Origin of the sequence: Streptococcus acidominimus, assembly GCF_001921825.1 — a bacterium.
GTDB classification, from domain to species: Bacteria; Bacillota; Bacilli; order Lactobacillales; family Streptococcaceae; genus Streptococcus; species Streptococcus acidominimus.
The window spans coordinates 24,533-41,643 of sequence record NZ_MSJL01000006.1 but is presented as its reverse complement, the minus strand read 5'-3'; the positions used below and the strand labels follow the sequence as shown (position 1 = coordinate 41,643).

General features: G+C 41.2%; 20 protein-coding genes. 2 read left to right on the top strand and 18 right to left on the bottom strand.

Features of this window, described 5'->3' with window-relative positions:
* Positions 1–2 precede the first annotated feature (2 nt).
* From BU200_RS02135 to BU200_RS02085, 12 genes are all read right to left on the bottom strand, one after another.
* Positions 3–3,086 (bottom strand): phage tail spike protein, encoded by a 3,084-nt coding sequence (locus tag BU200_RS02135; RefSeq protein ID WP_075098592.1) that lies wholly within the window; start codon positions 3,084–3,086, stop codon positions 3–5.
* The gene (locus BU200_RS02130) at positions 3,083–3,778 is read right to left on the bottom strand and encodes a phage tail protein (protein WP_075098591.1); all 696 of its coding nucleotides are present in this window, start codon (positions 3,776–3,778) and stop codon (positions 3,083–3,085) included. The genes BU200_RS02135 and BU200_RS02130 overlap by 4 nt, the downstream gene beginning before the upstream one ends.
* On the bottom strand, positions 3,779–6,307 hold the full coding sequence (locus BU200_RS02125; RefSeq protein ID WP_075098590.1) for a phage tail protein: 2,529 nt from the start codon (positions 6,305–6,307) through the stop codon (positions 3,779–3,781).
* Positions 6,304–6,681 carry a DUF5361 domain-containing protein gene (locus tag BU200_RS02120; RefSeq protein ID WP_075098623.1) on the bottom strand — a complete coding sequence of 126 codons (378 nt, stop codon included), beginning with the start codon at positions 6,679–6,681 and terminating at the stop codon, positions 6,304–6,306. The genes BU200_RS02125 and BU200_RS02120 overlap by 4 nt, the downstream gene beginning before the upstream one ends.
* Before the next feature lie 14 nt (positions 6,682–6,695).
* Positions 6,696–6,974, bottom strand: coding sequence for a hypothetical protein (locus tag BU200_RS02115; RefSeq protein WP_075098589.1), 279 nt, complete (start codon positions 6,972–6,974; stop codon positions 6,696–6,698).
* A 6-nt stretch (positions 6,975–6,980) separates the two neighbouring features.
* Entirely contained in the window at positions 6,981–7,532 is a 552-nt protein-coding gene (locus BU200_RS02110; RefSeq protein WP_075098588.1) for a phage tail tube protein, read from the bottom strand.
* Between the two features lie 140 nt (positions 7,533–7,672).
* Positions 7,673–8,059 (bottom strand): capsid assembly scaffolding protein Gp46 family protein, encoded by a 387-nt coding sequence (locus tag BU200_RS02105; protein ID WP_075098587.1) that lies wholly within the window; start codon positions 8,057–8,059, stop codon positions 7,673–7,675.
* Positions 8,060–9,308: 1,249 nt separating this feature from the next.
* Positions 9,309–9,743: an ArpU family phage packaging/lysis transcriptional regulator gene (locus BU200_RS02095; RefSeq protein WP_075098585.1), complete on the bottom strand. Its 435-nt coding sequence runs from the start codon at positions 9,741–9,743 to the stop codon at positions 9,309–9,311.
* Positions 9,744–10,226: 483 nt separating this feature from the next.
* On the bottom strand, positions 10,227–10,445 hold the full coding sequence (locus tag BU200_RS02090) for a hypothetical protein (RefSeq protein ID WP_075098584.1): 219 nt from the start codon (positions 10,443–10,445) through the stop codon (positions 10,227–10,229).
* 104 nt (positions 10,446–10,549) lie between these two features.
* Entirely contained in the window at positions 10,550–10,687 is a 138-nt protein-coding gene (locus BU200_RS11095; protein ID WP_158015087.1) for a hypothetical protein, read from the bottom strand.
* Between the two features lie 182 nt (positions 10,688–10,869).
* Positions 10,870–11,034 carry a hypothetical protein gene (locus tag BU200_RS11090; RefSeq protein WP_158015085.1) on the bottom strand — a complete coding sequence of 55 codons (165 nt, stop codon included), beginning with the start codon at positions 11,032–11,034 and terminating at the stop codon, positions 10,870–10,872.
* A gap of 175 nt (positions 11,035–11,209) precedes the next feature.
* Positions 11,210–11,416 carry a helix-turn-helix domain-containing protein gene (locus tag BU200_RS02085; protein WP_075098583.1) on the bottom strand — a complete coding sequence of 69 codons (207 nt, stop codon included), beginning with the start codon at positions 11,414–11,416 and terminating at the stop codon, positions 11,210–11,212.
* 251 nt (positions 11,417–11,667) lie between these two features.
* On the opposite strand from BU200_RS02085, the gene BU200_RS02080 reads away from it, so the two are divergent.
* A complete protein-coding gene (locus BU200_RS02080) occupies positions 11,668–12,423 on the top strand; it encodes a S24 family peptidase (RefSeq protein ID WP_075098582.1) in 756 nt (251 codons plus the stop codon).
* A gap of 78 nt (positions 12,424–12,501) precedes the next feature.
* Complete coding sequence (locus BU200_RS02075; protein WP_075098581.1) at positions 12,502–12,810, top strand: DUF898 family protein; 309 nt, start codon at positions 12,502–12,504, stop codon at positions 12,808–12,810.
* Between the two features lie 270 nt (positions 12,811–13,080).
* Here BU200_RS02075 and groL read toward each other — a convergent pair whose 3' ends face one another.
* The 6 genes from groL to BU200_RS02045 all read right to left on the bottom strand — a co-directional run bounded on the left by groL (position 13,081) and on the right by BU200_RS02045 (position 17,059).
* On the bottom strand, positions 13,081–14,703 hold the full coding sequence (groL, locus tag BU200_RS02070) for a chaperonin GroEL (protein ID WP_075098580.1): 1,623 nt from the start codon (positions 14,701–14,703) through the stop codon (positions 13,081–13,083).
* 17 nt (positions 14,704–14,720) lie between these two features.
* The gene (groES, locus tag BU200_RS02065; protein ID WP_075098579.1) at positions 14,721–15,005 is read right to left on the bottom strand and encodes a co-chaperone GroES; all 285 of its coding nucleotides are present in this window, start codon (positions 15,003–15,005) and stop codon (positions 14,721–14,723) included.
* 351 nt (positions 15,006–15,356) lie between these two features.
* A complete protein-coding gene (locus BU200_RS02060) occupies positions 15,357–15,752 on the bottom strand; it encodes a single-stranded DNA-binding protein (protein ID WP_075098578.1) in 396 nt (131 codons plus the stop codon).
* Between the two features lie 75 nt (positions 15,753–15,827).
* Positions 15,828–16,454 (bottom strand): YtpR family tRNA-binding protein, encoded by a 627-nt coding sequence (ytpR, locus tag BU200_RS02055; protein ID WP_075098577.1) that lies wholly within the window; start codon positions 16,452–16,454, stop codon positions 15,828–15,830.
* 3 nt (positions 16,455–16,457) lie between these two features.
* Positions 16,458–16,778: a thioredoxin family protein gene (locus BU200_RS02050; RefSeq protein ID WP_075098576.1), complete on the bottom strand. Its 321-nt coding sequence runs from the start codon at positions 16,776–16,778 to the stop codon at positions 16,458–16,460.
* Positions 16,775–17,059 carry a DUF4651 domain-containing protein gene (locus BU200_RS02045; protein ID WP_075098622.1) on the bottom strand — a complete coding sequence of 95 codons (285 nt, stop codon included), beginning with the start codon at positions 17,057–17,059 and terminating at the stop codon, positions 16,775–16,777. The genes BU200_RS02050 and BU200_RS02045 overlap by 4 nt, the downstream gene beginning before the upstream one ends.
* Positions 17,060–17,111: the final 52 nt, after the last annotated feature.

The window sequence follows — 17,111 nt, the reverse complement described above, 5'->3', positions numbered from 1 at the left end:
TCCTATCCAATGTAGTCAGCCCAGTTCCCTACCCCTTTATAGCCTATTTTTAAAGCAAGGTCTTTTAACATCTGTTTAATACGATATTCTTGTCCATTTGATCCAGTTACATAGGTTTCTTTTGAATGCATTTCATTGACATATATTTTTGAAAATCGACGATTAGGCAAGCCAAAAATACAAACGCCCTCTGTACTATTTTTTTCTGGATAAATACGCGTCTCGTTTATATCCTGTCCATCAAAAATGAGGGCAGTTGCTCCTTGGTTGTACCAAGTCATACGATCTGAAATCAACTCAATTAAGTCAGCAGTCCCAGAATTTTTTGCCTTTCCATTCCAGATTACGAGACCTGTAAATGCCGCATGCCCCTTATCCTCAGATCCTTGATGGTTCATTCCCAATGTCATACGAGAAGCTAAAGCACCTCCCTGACCGTGGGTGAGTTTTTGACCAGTTTCAAGTTTGATAAATTGTGTCGCATAACCACTTGCAAGCCGTTTAATGGAAGCTGAGTTGTTTTTGAAAGAAATATTACTATTATTCAAATCGAACGTTAGATTCCCATTCTGACTTTGTAGCACCCCACTCTTAATCCGAGTAGCACTTAAATCCACTGCTTGAACAGCTGTAATAAAAGCACGCTTCGCGACTAAACTATTGATAAGCGCATCATTAGAAGCCAACTTATTGATCATCGCAGTATCAACCTTTAGCTTATCCGCAGTTATTGCATTTGCTTGAAGCATGTTCGATGTGATAGAATTTGCGGTTAAGATACCTGCGCGAACACTGTTCACATTCAGCTTATCTGCTGTGATAGAGCCATCTACTATCAGCTCTGCGCTCGTCTTTGGCACGATAGATAAATTGCACAACTCCCATTCATTCGAAGCCTGCATAGAGACGCAAAATATAATGTTAGAAACTGTTTTTCCTGCAGGTAATAGGAGTTTAGAAGTCAATTTAAAAGGTGTTTTAGTGGTATTAGTAAGGTGTGTTGTATATCCTAGCCACCCCGTCTTACCATCTGTATACGTCAGTCGACAGTAAAAATAGAGCGGACCGCTTCCCGATACCCGCATAGCCTCACCAGTTATTAAAAACTCCTTCTCGTTGATAGCTAGCGGAGCATCCATAACGGCACCCCCTGTTGAAATACGGACACAAGTATTCTTATATTTTTTGCCAACAAGATTGGTTTGATGCGAAGTGATCACCATCTTATCCGTCACAGCCCGAATCGCTTCTGGTTGAACGGTAAGCATACTTGCAATGTTGTTCCCGTTCAGTTCCTTACCCGACCAAAACTGAATACGTCCATCCTCAATCAGAAATTCCGATTTTTTCAGCACATCACTATTCAAACTTTCAACCGTTTGAACAACCTTGTCCGCTTGGGTTTCAATCCTACTTATCCGCGCCGTATCTTGCGCTAATGCTTCTAATTGAGTACGAATTCCACGGGTACTCTCCTCTTGTGTCCGCTTATAGGTCTCAAGAGCCGTTAGATTACCTGCATCATCAAATTTGCCACGAACTTGAGCAAGCTCATTTCGATACACACCCAATTCGGCTGATATTGTAGCTTCAAAAGAGTTGCGCCATCCCTCATTGTCTTCCCGTTGGCGTAACAGTTGTTGCGATAGAGCGTTCTGCTGTCCAGCTAGTGTATTCGCCAAAGTCTGCGCTTGAAGGGCTTTTTGGGAGGCTTCACCAACTAACGTCTCATACGCTGTTAATGCTTGACTTAAAGATTGATAGCTTTCTGAAATCCCAGATTGCATATTACGCTCTACGTCACCAATCAAGGCTTCCAACTCCTCCTTTGAGGCTGTTAAACGCTGGCTTAGAGCTGTCTTATCTCTTTGCGCTTCTGCACGCTGTTCTGCTAGCTTACTTTCGATTTGTGTCGCTAGTGTAGCTCGAGATTGTTCAGCTTCTGCCTTAGCTTGTTCAATGCCATCTTCAAGAGTGGCTTTTTGTTTCTCAAATGCTGTCTCAAAGCTACGATTGGCATTTTCGATTTCCTTTTGCAGGCGCACTTCAAAATCCGAAAGCAAGGTAGATGCAGTGTCTGATACTGCATCACTGACCATTCCACTAAGTTGACCTCCTATTGATTGAGACACCTTTCCAAAGCCAATGGATTTTAATTTTTTAGACATTGGTGAGAAGTGATACTTGGAAATCCTAACCCTAATATCTGTATCAAATCGCTCGTGATAAACACTTACAGTATCAAAGATCTTAACTGGTACATCCGATTTCCCTTTGACTTCCAACTCCAAACTTTCTTCCACAAGATCACACAAGGTTGAGGCAAAATAGCGCTTCCCATATTCCTTTAAGCTAGCTACGTCCTTGACATCTTGATCACTGACTTCCAGCGTCGCTTCATAAATTTGACTATATTTCTCAATCAAAGGACTGTCAACTGTCACACTAAGGGTACGATCTGCTCCTCCTTCTTGTGACGTCAGCGTTTTCTTAAAGTGAATCCTCGTCCGCAAGTCCTTGACAGACTTGCTTGCGTGATACTTACTAAGATTTTTCCTATACATAAAGAGGGACTCATTTTCAGTCCCTCCATTTTGTAACAACTTAATCGCATACTTGTCTCGCACAAGGTCACCACCCCATTGACCAAGGATAGAGTGCCTATCCTTGACTAGAACCTCCATAACAGATTTATCTGCTATGTTCAAGCTATGATGATCCATAATGTCAGATGAAAATGAAAAAGGATGCTTGCGAACAATGGATCCCGCTAATGCATTCATCACCGTCTGGCCAGCAACCCTATCCACATTCAGGGTTGACATCGTGTAGTAGTTGAGCAAGGTTGCTACTTGGTTTGCATAAACCTGCACATAGCCATTCTCCTTGACAACATCAAAAATAAAGAACTCCTGCTCTCCATGCAAATCATCAGCCAAAAGAAAGGTCTCTGGCGTCAGCAAAGACCAGCTTTCATCTGTCACTGGAAACTTAAAGGAAAGCTGATAGGTACCGTTTGCTTCTTGGACAATATTATCATCCCAAGCTAAGTTTAAGGGAATATTACTCTCTTTCAGATAAATCAAACCTTATACCTCCAGTTTCCTTTAATTGTCACTTTTGACACATTTCCGCTTGTCGTCACACCTGAGCGTCCTGTTGCAATTTCAAAGAACGGTCCACGCTTTCGAATCGTATTTTGGATTTGTCCATCCTTGTTCAACACGACTTGTTCTCCATGACGACAATCAATTGTAGCTTTACCATCTAGCGTCAAACGCATGGTCTGTTTTCCGATCGTTAGGCTGACGTCTCCTTGTCCCTCTAACACGATAATAGGTTCCGAATACACTGTCCCTCTATTCACTACCGTACCGCTACTAGAAAGCACCACATCTTCTACATCTTTCATATATCGGAAAGGATGCATCTCAAGCGTGATGTCTACTGTCCAATAATGCAGACCATAGGGTTTGTATCTGCTTGACTTGAAATCAGCATAGAAGAGACTGCCTAACTGATACTCAAACTCTAGCTCATTCTTCTCATCACGGAAAGTCTCAACCAATCGCTGCACATCTGCAAGCGACTTAACCAAAAAAGTCAAGGTTCTAGAATAGCCATCATAGGCACCATCCAAAATGCTCAACTTTCCATTTGCGCCATAAATTGTCGCTGTTTCTGCCACACGAGGTGCTGCGCCCTCAACTGCTCCAGCATCAATCAACTGACAAGAAGGAATGCCCGAAGTATTGTAGCCATTAATAATCATATACATCTAAATCCCCTCCCTTGCCATGATTTGTCCGTGAGTACGATAAGTACTCTGGCCAACCTTTTCACTATCTAAATAGACAGATACATCCTTATCTAAAATGCCCTGAAGTAGCGCTTCAACGCTTGCTAGACGATCCAACAGTCCTGATTGAGAAGCAGCACTTGCCGAATGTGTCAAAAGACTGTCATTTGTCAAACTCCGGTGGACATCACTTGTGAAGCCCGCTTCCAAGCCATCATCACCAAAAGAATCTACCAATATTCCTGCCATACCACTGACCGTTGATCGTACATCTTTGAACTTATCTTCCAGTCCTTGGTTCAAACCAGACATAATGGCATTCCCTGCTGGAATCAAGAGCTTTCTATCGTAGTCAATAGGACCCTTATTGTCACGAATCCAATCAGCAATACCTCCAACGAATTCTGTGACGTTGTTCCAAGCAGACTGCAAACCTCCCAAAAAACCATCCAGAATTGCTTTCCCTGCAGCGAATAAATCAATGTTCAGCAAACCATCAAAGATACTGGTAACATTTGAAACTAGATCCGACACGCTTTGTTTGAGATTCTCCCAAGCTTGTTTCGCTCCTGACACCAAGCCATCAATAATATTTTGGACCGAAGAGCTCAAACTTCCCCATAGACTGGTTGCAGTAGCCACGAGACCTTCCCATAGGTTCGATAGAAAATCTTTGAAACTGTTCCAAGCATTTATCGCACCTTCCACAAGGTTATAAATCAAACTTGAAACTGTTTCTCTTATCCATTCCCAAGCTCCCCATGCTACACTTTTGACTGTTTCCCAAAGCATAGAAAGCATGTTTTTAAAATTCTCAAAATGGATCATTGCAAAACTGACAATGGCATACACGACTTCACTAAAGTAGGTTTTAATCCCTTCCCATATTAAGAAAATTGCATTTTTGATACTATCCCAAATAAGACCAAGGTCAACACCCAGCTGAGTAAAGTTACCTGTCAATAAATCAATAATCACTAAGATAGCACCCATAAATATGGATTTGATAAATTCCCAAGCACCTTGGAAAATCATCTTAATCCCTTCCCATATCTGTACAAGACTGTCAGATATAGCTGTCCAATACTGCATAAAGATTTCAATAAACGGCTGCAAAATAGCCATAATAGCTTGTATCAACAGATTCCACGCAGTAGTTGCCAGCTCTTGAATGCTTGTCCAGAGATTGGAAAAGAACTCCACCATTCCATACCAAAGTATTTTTATACCTTCAATGGCTCCATTCCATACATCCTTGACCCCATTCCACAAATGACTAGCACCCTCGGAAATACCCTGCCAAAGATCTATAAAGAATTGCGCAATATTTTGCCAAGCAAGTGTTATCCACTCCACAAAACTAGACCATATTTTTTGACCCGTTTCAGTTTGGGTGAAAAACCAAACCAAACCAGCCACAAGAGCAGCAATCGCTGCTACGACCAAGGCTATTGGATTAGTTAATAAACTTCCATTAAAAGCTATAATTGCTTTTTTTGCAGCCTCAAAAGCTGCTGGAAGTTGTTGGGGCATCGTCACTATGTTAAATGCTGCAAAACCTGATCCCAGCGCTACTAGAAGACTTTCGATTGACTCTCCAAGCTCAGGTCCAAATAAGTTGGATAATAGCTCCCCCAACCCAGTTGAAAAGGCCGCCGGAAGACCCTTCAAAATATTTCCGACCATCGGAATAAAATGATCCAGTAGAAAAGTTGAGGTTGTCTGTGCTAGAGCAGTCATAGAGGGTTCTATACTTTCTCCTAGGGCTAAATTTCCTAACACATCTTGAGCCACATTTTTCATGGCAGAAAATGAACCACTAAAAGTAGAAGTCGCATCTTCAGCAGCAGTCCCTGTAATACCCAAATTCTCTTGAATCACATGAATAGCCTCTGACACATCTGAGAGATTGCTAATGTCGTACTTGACACCTGTCAACTTCTCTGCGTCATCCAACAAGCGCTGCATTTCCTCTTTCGTATCACCGTACCCTAGCTTGAGACTGTCTAACATGCTGTAATTTTGCTTAGCAAATTCCTGATAGGCAGTCTGGATACTCCCTATTGATGTTCCCATCGCATTTGCATTGTCTGCCATATCAACCATAGCCATATTGGCTACACCTGCTGCCTGCTCCGTATCTCCACCTAGAGATTCCAAGAGGCTTGCGCCAAAACCCGCCACACTTTCCATATAAGAAGTAGCTGATTGCCCACTGGTCCGATAGGCTTCATTCGCATAGGCCTTCACCTTGTCAGCCGAACTCTTAAATAGCGTATCAATCCCTCCTGATGCTTGTTGAAGATTAGCGCCTTCTGTCAAACTAGCAGAAAAGAAATCCCCAATTTTTCCGCTTTTAATGATCTTTTTGAATCCTTTTAAAAAGATCAATCCCGCATTTTTACTAACCTCTTTTACTTCAGGTTCAATTGCATCCTGAATAGCTTCACCGGCTCCTTTTGTAGACGGTACAATCTGTACATCAGCCTGTTTTAAATCTTTTGTCATTCACTCTCACCTCCTATCCTTTCTAAAAATGATTCTCTAGCTTTTTTAAATTCCTCACCAGATTCAAATACTAATTCTTGAGGCTCTCTCTTATTCTGTGATAATGTGTCCATAAGAGATTTCGGGCGATTAACTCCTTTTTGACCATCTTTTGTCTTAGCCCACCAAAGAAGACTGACTCTGTCATGTAGCCCTACTAACAGTAACTGTTCCATGTTTAATAATTGGCCACTCATCTTCATCTTGATGCGGGAATCATCCCGTAATCCAACGGCAAAAACAGCTACCTTTGTTGCAGGTAGCTGTTCATAAGCGTAAATATGGTACGTCTCAGCTAAATCACAGACTAAAGCCTCCTCATCAGCTTCTATCATTCTGGCGAGGAACACTAGTTTTTTACCTGATGATTGTTAAAGATTTCAGTAATTTCTTCTGCCATACGCTCTGTCGAAACGAGACCATTTTCATCACGAACATGATCCTTGAGCGCCTCGACCTGCTCTCCTAAAAGCAATTTAATCATTTTAGGAAATACCATCGGGTTTGCGTCTACTTCGCTGATTGCCTCAACCAACTCATAGTTATTCAGACGTGCCTCGTCCAGCTTGTATTTGAAACCCGATTTTGTCGTTCCAGATACTTGCTTACTTGTTTTTGTTTTCACCATCTGCGCTTACCCCTTCTTCATGTATTCATAGTGGGTGTTCCCAGAGCTATCTGGCAAAGCCTGTACAGTCGTTTCATAGCCGACATTTTCGCCATCTGCATAGATGATTTCACCAAGCTCAGACACTTTTCCGTTTGGAATGACAATTCGCTTCGCCACCCCACCCTGTAATAACATATCCACCACAATAACGTGTGCTGGCAATTCTTTTGAGTTTGACTTGATAGTAAGACCATCTGCCAAAGTTCCTGTTACATTGTCTGGACCATAGACTTCTTTTAAGACTGCTACATTCAATGCCTCAATCAAAGTATAAGAGAAGGTATCCTCTTTCTCTTTTTGGACAGAATTAACAGTATTTCCACCCCAAGCCTTGATGTTCTCTGATGATGGTGAATTTGAATTTTTCATCCCATCTTCTGATACATATCCAAGCCCCTCAAAGGCTGCATCCAAAGAAGATGTTGCATCAGTTGGCAAGGCTGTACCAAGTGGTGCAGAGTAGATTGCTCCTCCAATTTTTGGCTTTGCAGCCGTTACATTTGTTACATTTGACATTCGTTGTTCCTCCTAATAATAATGAATATCCAATACAGCTTGATAACGATAGTATTGCATAGCTGTATCCGTAAAGTTGTTGATAACTCTTTCAAGTAATAATAAGAAAAATAGTTTTTTCCTCGACTGAGAATGACTCACTACCTTTCAATAGCGGCAGTACTCTGACGGTTTAAAAATCCAGATAACCACTCTGCATCTGCTATCAGCTCCGCCTCATCATTTCCCCGCAAGCGGTCTGCCAAATCATAGGGCAAACCATTTTGAAGCGCTATCCGAGTCCGTAGTATTGTCTGTTCATAACTCGCTACTTTCTCTTCCAAGTCTTCAATCTGCTTGCTATACGAAGCTGACTCCTGCTTAAAAGCAGTTACAGCTGAATTCAAGCCTAGGTTTTCTGTCTCCAATTCTTCCACACGATCCTTCAATTGGTCGTAATCCTTAAATCTATTTTTTTGACGAGCCAGTCGTTCACTGATGATTCGATCCAATTCTTTCTGTGTTTCAATTGTTTTAAATTCAGACATTGCTGTCTCCTTTCTCCGCATTTTTCATGCGTCCAGTAATTAAGATACAAAGGGCGTTAAACGAGCAAAGCAAAAATAGGAGTTTTGACGAAGAACTACAAGTTCTAGGAAAAACTATTTTTTTGCACAGCTCGTAGCCCGAGTTCAATTATACAAGACGAGGTAACCAAGTAATAAAAATATAAACTAAATGACTATAACAGTCACTTCCCTGATGGTTATTACTGTACCTGTAAAGCAGGCATAGCCTGCAACAGTTACGGCAAACTAGGAAATCTGACGCAGAGCTTTTAGACGAGAGTTTGCTTCGCAAACTTCTATTTCTCGCCTCCAAAGGTATACTATACCTTTGAAGCTAGGAAGATTTAGCCCTAAAGGAAGCCACAGCTGTAACTAGCTAAAGCTAGAACACCTGCGTCTCTTTTTCGCACAGAGTTTAGCCCATGTTCAATTAAATAAGATAAACGAAATGACTATCGTCACTTGTCGCAGTTGACTGCCCCCTGATAAGGACAGATAACCGGTATGGCACAAGGGACTTCTGCCTCCCTTGTTTCCATATACTATTTATAACAATGGTTTCTTATTAGTATATGTAAGAATGACCGATTGACTAAGGTTGTGATGGCTCAGTTTTTTCTTAACTCTAGCCAACACGATCCTTTCAATCGTATGAAACCTTGCAGCTTTTAATGCCCTCAGCAAGTTTTTGGGCAAGAGAAATCCTATTTCTATGATTTCTACCAAGAAGTGGGAAAGCGTTTGATTCTTCTCACTCCTTATATTTTAGGTTCGGACTGACTTATTTTTACAAGACTGGACGGATGTCCAAACTTCTGTCTAAAATAGTTTCCTCTCCTTGAATACCAGAAAAACATTCGCTTTCTCGAATGCTTGGAATAGTCACCACCAACACAGTGAATCAACATCCTCTCAGAATAGTATTCCAACCTTGTGTCCGTTTCCGAAGAATATGGTCAATACTAACCTTAACAGTTGAGGATATTCCCGACTTCTATCCACTGAATTTCCAAAATCCCACAAATATTCTTTCTCTTTAGAATACTCATTTAGTCTTTTCAAAGGTCATACGGTGCTTTCTTCGACAGGTCGGTTCTTATTATCATTCAACCTGCTTCAAGCCCCTCTTTTGTCTATATAAAACAAGAGGAAGTCTCGTGCCCTTTCATTCACAATACTATTTTATCACCAAAAATAGCTTACAAACTTCACTCTAACTATGTAAAAACTAGGTCGAATCTGCATTCTCTACGAGCAATTGACCGTTTCTATAGACCTCCGCAAACTCTATCAAAGCGATAGATAACGCATGATAGTAGCTACCCTCACTCATAAATAAATCATTATAGATTTCAAAATCACGCTTTCGTGAACTACTTAAAAATTTTTCATATAGAATCCGTCGATGATTTGGATCAAATAAATGACCTATGGCATATTCAATAGCCTCTAATTCGGCTAATGCGTCAACTTTAGCGATCGCTAACCGCTCTACTGGACGGTTCGGTACGCCATGAGACTGTCTCGGCTCAAAGGAATAAGTAGCCGTCATTTTTTGACCATCAACATCACCTGCTATCCTGCGCCAACGTGGATACTCTCTTAGTTTTTTCTTGGCGTTTCTAATGGTCTGTTTTTCATCAATTTCTGGAAAAAAAGTCACTTCATCATCTCCTTATAGTTTAATCGATTTACGGGTTATAGCCGTTTAGTTTATTTTTAGTACTAGCTCAAACAGTCTGGGGAGAGACTGTTTGAGGTGGGAAATGAAGAAAAGGAAGTTTTCGTTAAAAGTCGCAGGTAGTTGTCTAGTTGATAACTAGACAAGTGATAGATAAGAAAAGTGTAACTTTTCTCAATAGTACAACTCAAGATACGAGAGCGTTAAGCAACTCCTAGACAAAATAGGAAATACAACGAAGAAGCTTTGGCTTCTAGGAGTATTTATCTTTTTGTCAGTGAGTTGTAGCTCAAGTTCAATTATACAAGACGAGTTAACGAAGTAATAAAAATATAAACTAAATGACTATATTACATCACATTTTATCTTTTCGTTGATAACTGTACCCCGGGAAGCTCAGCACGATTTTTCCACCACCTGATAATATTATGGGTTTGAACTTCTTTACTTTGCTTGCCTTCATTTTTAACCTCCCGGATACTGAATATAGCGATTCATCTCTTGCAACTGTTGCGTAATAATTTCGTTACGCTGTTGTAGATACTCTACTTCAAATACTAGCTCATCCATTCTTTTTTGTTGGATAGCAACAATTCGCGTCAAAAACATTAGGCTCAATATTAGGGCCATAAAACAAGCAAAGACATAAGCCTCGGCAAGTCCTTGTTTTAATTTTCTAGTCACTATCTACCTCCTTGAACTCAAATTCTTTCCCCACTGATGCTTCATCAACATCAGACTCATATTCATGCTCCCAATAGGAATATTCAACCTCTGCATTTTTACTACTACCTCTCCACCCCTCTCACATTTTCAGCGATAAGCCACACCGAGTCCAAAGCTGCCTTTAGTAGCTCGTTTTCTCTCGTGAGCTTTTCATTTTCAAATTTGAGCTTTATGTATTCTTCTTTGGTGACTTCAATCATTAGGCCAACACTCTTTCTAGTTCATCTAAGTTGTAGATAGCTTCCTCCGATTCAGTCAACTTCATCAATATTAAATTGATACAGCACACAAACTTGGTCTTATCAGCACTGGATAAGTGACTGTTACGCACTTGTTCAATCAAATAGTCTGCGCATACTTTTCTAAACATTTTTGTTCTCCTTTACGCGATTCCTAGGAACTCATCAAAAACTTCTACTTTAGCAGCTTTGGTTTCTTCTTGCGTCATTCCATTTTTTAAAACGAGTCCCTCTACACTGATAACTGCCTTCGGTGCAGTTACTACCCACAATCCATTCTCACTCTTCCATAAGATACTGTCGTCCATCAAGGACAACTCTCAATGTCAAATGCCTGGTCTCTCGCGGATTCGATCTCCATACATTTTTTCAACTCCCACCGCTAAAATGATTCAATGAAGCTTACCAACAACAAATCTGAACCCTTTAACTTGTCGAGAAAACAGTTTTCGTTTAAAGTTTGTGTTATTTTTGTCAACAAACTTACGAAAACAAAATGGCTTCAACGACTTTTTGAGAGTCAACTCCCAAAATCTCAGCCAACTTAACCGTTTCTTCTAAATCAAAAGTTTTCTTTGGATTTTTCTGTTTTCGATAAAATCCCGCTCTGGACAAGCCCATTTTCTTCGCTATAACTTTCCGCTTTATTCCACTATCAGTAAGCAGCTTTTCAAACGCTGTCTCTGGCAAAACTCACCACCTCCTATCTACATCATCTTTAAAATCCAGCGTCATTAAAAACAGTCCAGATATAGCCGTTTAGTCTTTCGACTGGCACCTCCCCTTCCTTTATCCTGATTATATTATACCACTTGTTTCTTTTTTGTCAACAATTTTGTGTTAAAAAAGTCAACTAATTAAATATCATCATTCCGTTGACAAAATGTAAACACAATTATATAATTATAATGAAACTATTTCATACGAAAGAAGGTGAAGATATGGATACGCAAATAGCTTTCCCAGCCATGATAAAGGAATATCGGCTAGCAAACAATTTGACAATGGACCAGTTAGCAAAGAAAATTGGCAAAACGAAATCTACTATTTCAAAATGGGAAAGCGGTACACGTTCTCCAAAAATTCAAGAGATAGAAGAATTAGCCAAATTTTTCAATATCGAACCTACTGTAATGATGTTTGGAAAAGCTCCTGCCTCTTCTACATCCCAAAATGCTACCGCACAAGCCATTAACGATACTGTAATACAATTGCACCCCGAGCGTCAGGAAATTGTCTTAGAAGTAGCTACAGAACAATTAGACGAGCAGGAAAACAGACGGCTAGAGGAAAGAAAAACGTTAGAGATTAGCGAACCCCTCTTTGAATACTACGTCTATGAAAAACTCTCCGCGGGAACAGGGGCAACCTACTGGGAAGAGCGCAACTACGACACCGTCTACTTTGACAAAGAAATCACCCACGACCTAGCAAGTTGGATCTATGGTGATTCCATGGAGCCAAAGTATCTGGACGGATCCGTCGCCCTGATCAAGGACACCGGCTTCGACTACGACGGTGCGATCTACGCCGTGGACTGGGATGGACAATCTTACATCAAGAAAGTCTACAAAGAAAAAGACGGGCTCCGCCTCGTCTCCCTCAACAATAAGTACGCAGACAAATTCGCTCCTTACTCCGAAGACCCCCGTATTATCGGAAAAGTCATTGGCAACTTCATGCCGATGGAGAGGTGAGGTTGTGGAATTCATTTATATAGTAAATAAAACTATGTGCAAGCCCTGATCCACACTAAAAGCTGACGGAGAATATTTATGAAGAATAATTCATATTTTGATGGCGGTCTACTCGACTATATCGGATACAAACTATTAGCTGGACTAATCACTGTTGCCACTTTTGGCATTTGTGCACCTTGGGGAATTTGTATTATGTATAAGTGGAAAATCAAGCATACAGTTATTGATGGAAAACGATTATATTTTGATGGTACAGCAATGCAACTCTTCGGAAATTGGATAAAATGGTTAGCTCTGACAATTATCACATTGGGTATCTACAGTTTTTGGGTTCATATCAAGCTTGAACAATGGATTACCAAACACACCCATCACGTAAACTAAAAAAACTTCTCACACTCCAACCGATCAAAGCGAAATGTGAGGAGAAAAAGACCTCGTAATCAGGCATTAAAAAGTCCTTTTTACTGTCCCCATTCCAACAGAAATAAGAGCATAAAGCAATGCGGAGCGAAGAAAAAATCTAGCTATGGATTCTACTATTTATTGACTATCAATGCTATATAATATCTGCCCCTTTCATGCCTCATATAGTAAAACCAAAGAAATGAAGCACATAAAAACCCTTGAATGTTCAAGGGTTTTCCTTATATCCTACATCATGCCGCCCATCATGCTTGGATCCATTGCTGGAGCTGGGGCTGCTGGTTCTGGTTTGTTTGCAACAACTGCTTCTGTTGTCAAAATCAGGCTGGCAACGCTAGCTGCATTTTGAAGGGCAGAACGTGTTACTTTGACAGGATCGATAATTCCTGCCTCGATCATATTCACCCACTCACCAGTTGCGGCATTAAAGCCTGTTCCAGCTGCTGAATTTTTCAAGCGATCAATCACGATTGAGCCTTCAAAACCTGCATTTAGAGCAATTTGACGAACAGGCTCTTCCAAGGCACGAAGAACAATATTACGTCCTGTCGCCTCATCACCTTCAACCTCAAGGCTGGCAACGGCATCAATGACATTCACAAAGGCCGTACCACCGCCTGCCACGATTCCTTCTTCAACAGCTGCACGAGTTGCGTTGAGGGCATCTTCAATGCGGAGCTTCATTTCTTTCAACTCTGTTTCTGTCGCCGCTCCGACTTTGATGACAGCTACACCACCTGATAATTTCGCCAAGCGTTCTTGTAATTTCTCACGGTCAAAGTCTGATGTCGTTGTTTCGATTTGCGCCTTAATCACACTGATACGGTTGTTAATAGCTGTGCTATCACCTGCACCTTCAACAATAACAGTTGTATCCTTGTCAACGCTAACTTTAGCTGCTTGACCGAGTGCTTCAATGGTCGCATCTTTCAACTCAAGCCCTAGATCATCTGTAATAACTGTACCACCCGTCAAGATAGCAATATCTTCAAGCATAGCCTTACGACGATCACCGAATCCGGGTGCCTTGACAGCAACAACATTAAAGGTTCCACGAATCTTGTTCAAAACAAGTGTCGGAAGTGCTTCTCCATCCACATCATCTGCAATAATCAACAACGGACGACTGCTTTGGAGAATACTTTCTAGTAACGGCAAGATTTCTTGAATGTTTGAAATCTTCTTATCCGTTATCAAAATATAAGGATTATCAAGTTCTGCTACCATTTTCTCATTGTCTGTCACCATGTATTGAGAGAGGTAACCACGATCAAACTGCATGCCTTCTACGACATCCAATTCAGTCTCCATCCCCTTGGACTCTTCAATGGTAATCACACCATCTTTTCCGACTTTCTCCATAGCTTCGCTGATATATTCCCCAACTTTAGCGCTACGTGAAGATACGGCCGCTACTTGAGCAATCGCTTCTTTATTTGCAACTGGAACAGAGTTCGCCTTTAGGGCTTCGACCGCAGTGCGGACAGCCGTTTCAATCCCACGGCGGATACCGATTGGATTTGCTCCTGCCGTTACGTTTTTAATCCCTTCGCGGACAATCGCTTGGGTCAAAACAGTTGCTGTTGTTGTTCCGTCACCTGCAATATCATTGGTTTTAGAAGCAACTTCTGACACCAATTTAGCACCCATATTTTCAAAATGGTCTTCCAATTCAATTTCTTTGGCAATCGTCACACCATCATTCGTGATGAGCGGTGAACCAAAGGCTTTTTCAAGTACAACATTTCGACCTTTTGGGCCTAAGGTTACTTTTACTGTATCTGCTAAAATATCGACACCACGCACCATACTGCTACGTGCGTCTGATGAAAATTTAATCTCTTTTGTCATAATTGTTCCCTCCCGGATTATTCAATAATAGCAAGAATCTCTGCTTCACGGACGAGCAATCGTTTTTCGTCACCATCTGTCACTTCGATACCCGCATGATGTTCAAGTAAAACCTTATCGCCCGATTTCAGACTAGAAGGTACCAATTCTCCAGTCAGTGTCCGAACTCCTTCACCAACAGCAAGCACCTCTGCTCGTTTCGTTGTTTCATGTGCATGTCCAGCAAGAACAAAACCACCGATTGTTTGTTCCTCTTGCTCTTCTACTTTTACGACCACTCGGTCATTTAACGGCTTAAGCATATCATACCTCCAAGAATACATTCTATTTTAGCACTACTTGTATCCGAGTGCTAATCCGTTGTTTTTATTATATCATTTGGTCAAAAATAGTCAAGAGAATTTCCCCGCCTTTTCACAAATCCGCCCCCAGACTGATACTCAACTTTCACATGCATCAATCCCCTATCTTAGCCACAAGATATGATGGCATTCTAGCTTCAAAGAGGGCTATAAAAGCTGATAAAAACAGCCTGTTAGAGACTACTAAACCACTGTATCAAGCTATTTTGACTGAAATCTTTTACAAGAATGAACTTGTACCCAGTCTCACAAGGTCTCTAACGAACGGATATTATTGGTAAATCTTCCTATCTAAAAGGGAAGATCTTCTTCCTCTAATCCCAAATCAGCTAGATCATCACCGACACTGTTTTCCCGCATGGCACGTTGGGCACGACTTTCTAGCAATTGAAAGGACTGTCCTAGAACTTCTGTCACATATTGGTTTTGACCATTTTTTTCGTATGTGCGCGTGCGAAGCTCACCATCAATAGAAATAAGGCTCCCTTTCCCACCATAGGCTGCCAAGGTCTCAGCTAATTTCCCCCAAAAGACAGCTACAATGAAGTCGGCTTCACGCTCACCACCGCCGGTTTTAAACCGACGATTCACTGCTAATGTTACGCGCGTGACCTGCTTTCCACTTGCTGTTTGCTTCACTTCAGGTTGAGCCGTCAAACGACCGATTAAAATAACTTTATTATACATTTTTTATCCTCCTACTCATCTATTCGCAAAAAATAATAAAAAGCTGGTAAAAAACCAACTTTTTTCATTTTATTATTATCCTTGCCAATGTTTCGCAGGATCAAAAGGCGTTCCCGCTACTTCCTGTGAATCTAACTCAATAATACCTCGTTTTTGTGGGGCATTTGGAAGTTGCAACTCACGAGGGCTACACATCATTCCAAAACTCTTTTCTCCGCGCAACTCCCCCGGAAAAATCAAGCCACCATTTGGCATCATCGCGCCCGGTAGCGCAACAATCGTCTTCAAGCCAAGCGCCGCATTTGGTGCACCTGCTACGATCTGAACAACCTTATCTTCTGCCACCTTGACTTGACAGATATTCAGGTGGTCGCTATCTGGATGGGCAACTAGCTCAAGAATTTCTCCGACAACAAATTTCGGCTCATTATCATTGATTAACTGCTCTGCAAACCCCTCTTTTTGCAATTCTTGATTGAGAACAGCAACTTCTTGATCTGTCAAAAAAACCTGACCTCGTCCCGTAATATCAAATAAAGTAGATACTTGGAAAATGTTCCAACCCACTGTTTCTTGAGTGTCAATCCGAAAAATACGCGCCACATTGCCCTTACACTCTGCCGTGACCTTTGCACCCTTGCTATCTGAAACGATCGTCATCAAGACATCGCCCACATGTTCTTTATTGTATGTAAAAATCATTCCTTACCCTCTCATACTTGCTAAAAAGTCATTGATTTCCTGCTTGGTCTTGCGATTGCGGTTGACAAAACGACCGATCTCTTTCCCATTTTCAAGTACCACTAGGCTTGGAATCCCAAATACATTCCATTCCTGTGCCACATCCAGATACTCATCTCTATCCACCAACACAAAGTGAACATCTGGATTATCTGCTTCAATTTCTGGTAAAAAAGGCTTAATATAGCGACAATCTCCACACCAGGTTGCTGAAAAGAAAAAGACATATTTCCCTTCCTGCTCTGCTAAATGAGCTAATTCTTCAATATTCTTTGGAACAATCATCCCAACTCCTCCTCATACCAGATTACTCCAGCTTCATTCTCAAACAAATAGACCCGCTCGTCCTCCATGACTACCCCGCCAACTAGACGATCCTTACTCGACTCCATCTCATGGATGAATACCGTAGCAATCTCTCCATATTCCTTAAAAAATTCCCGTACCTGCTGAAGCGCCTTGGCTTTTTTTCGTTCTTCATACACTATCATTGAAAACCGCGCACTAGCTGCGAGAATCCCCGCTCCAACTACGCCTGCTAGCAAGGCTACTTTTTTCTTCTTCATACCCAACATTTTACCACAATTCATGATAAAATAGTAGGCAGGAGGATCAATT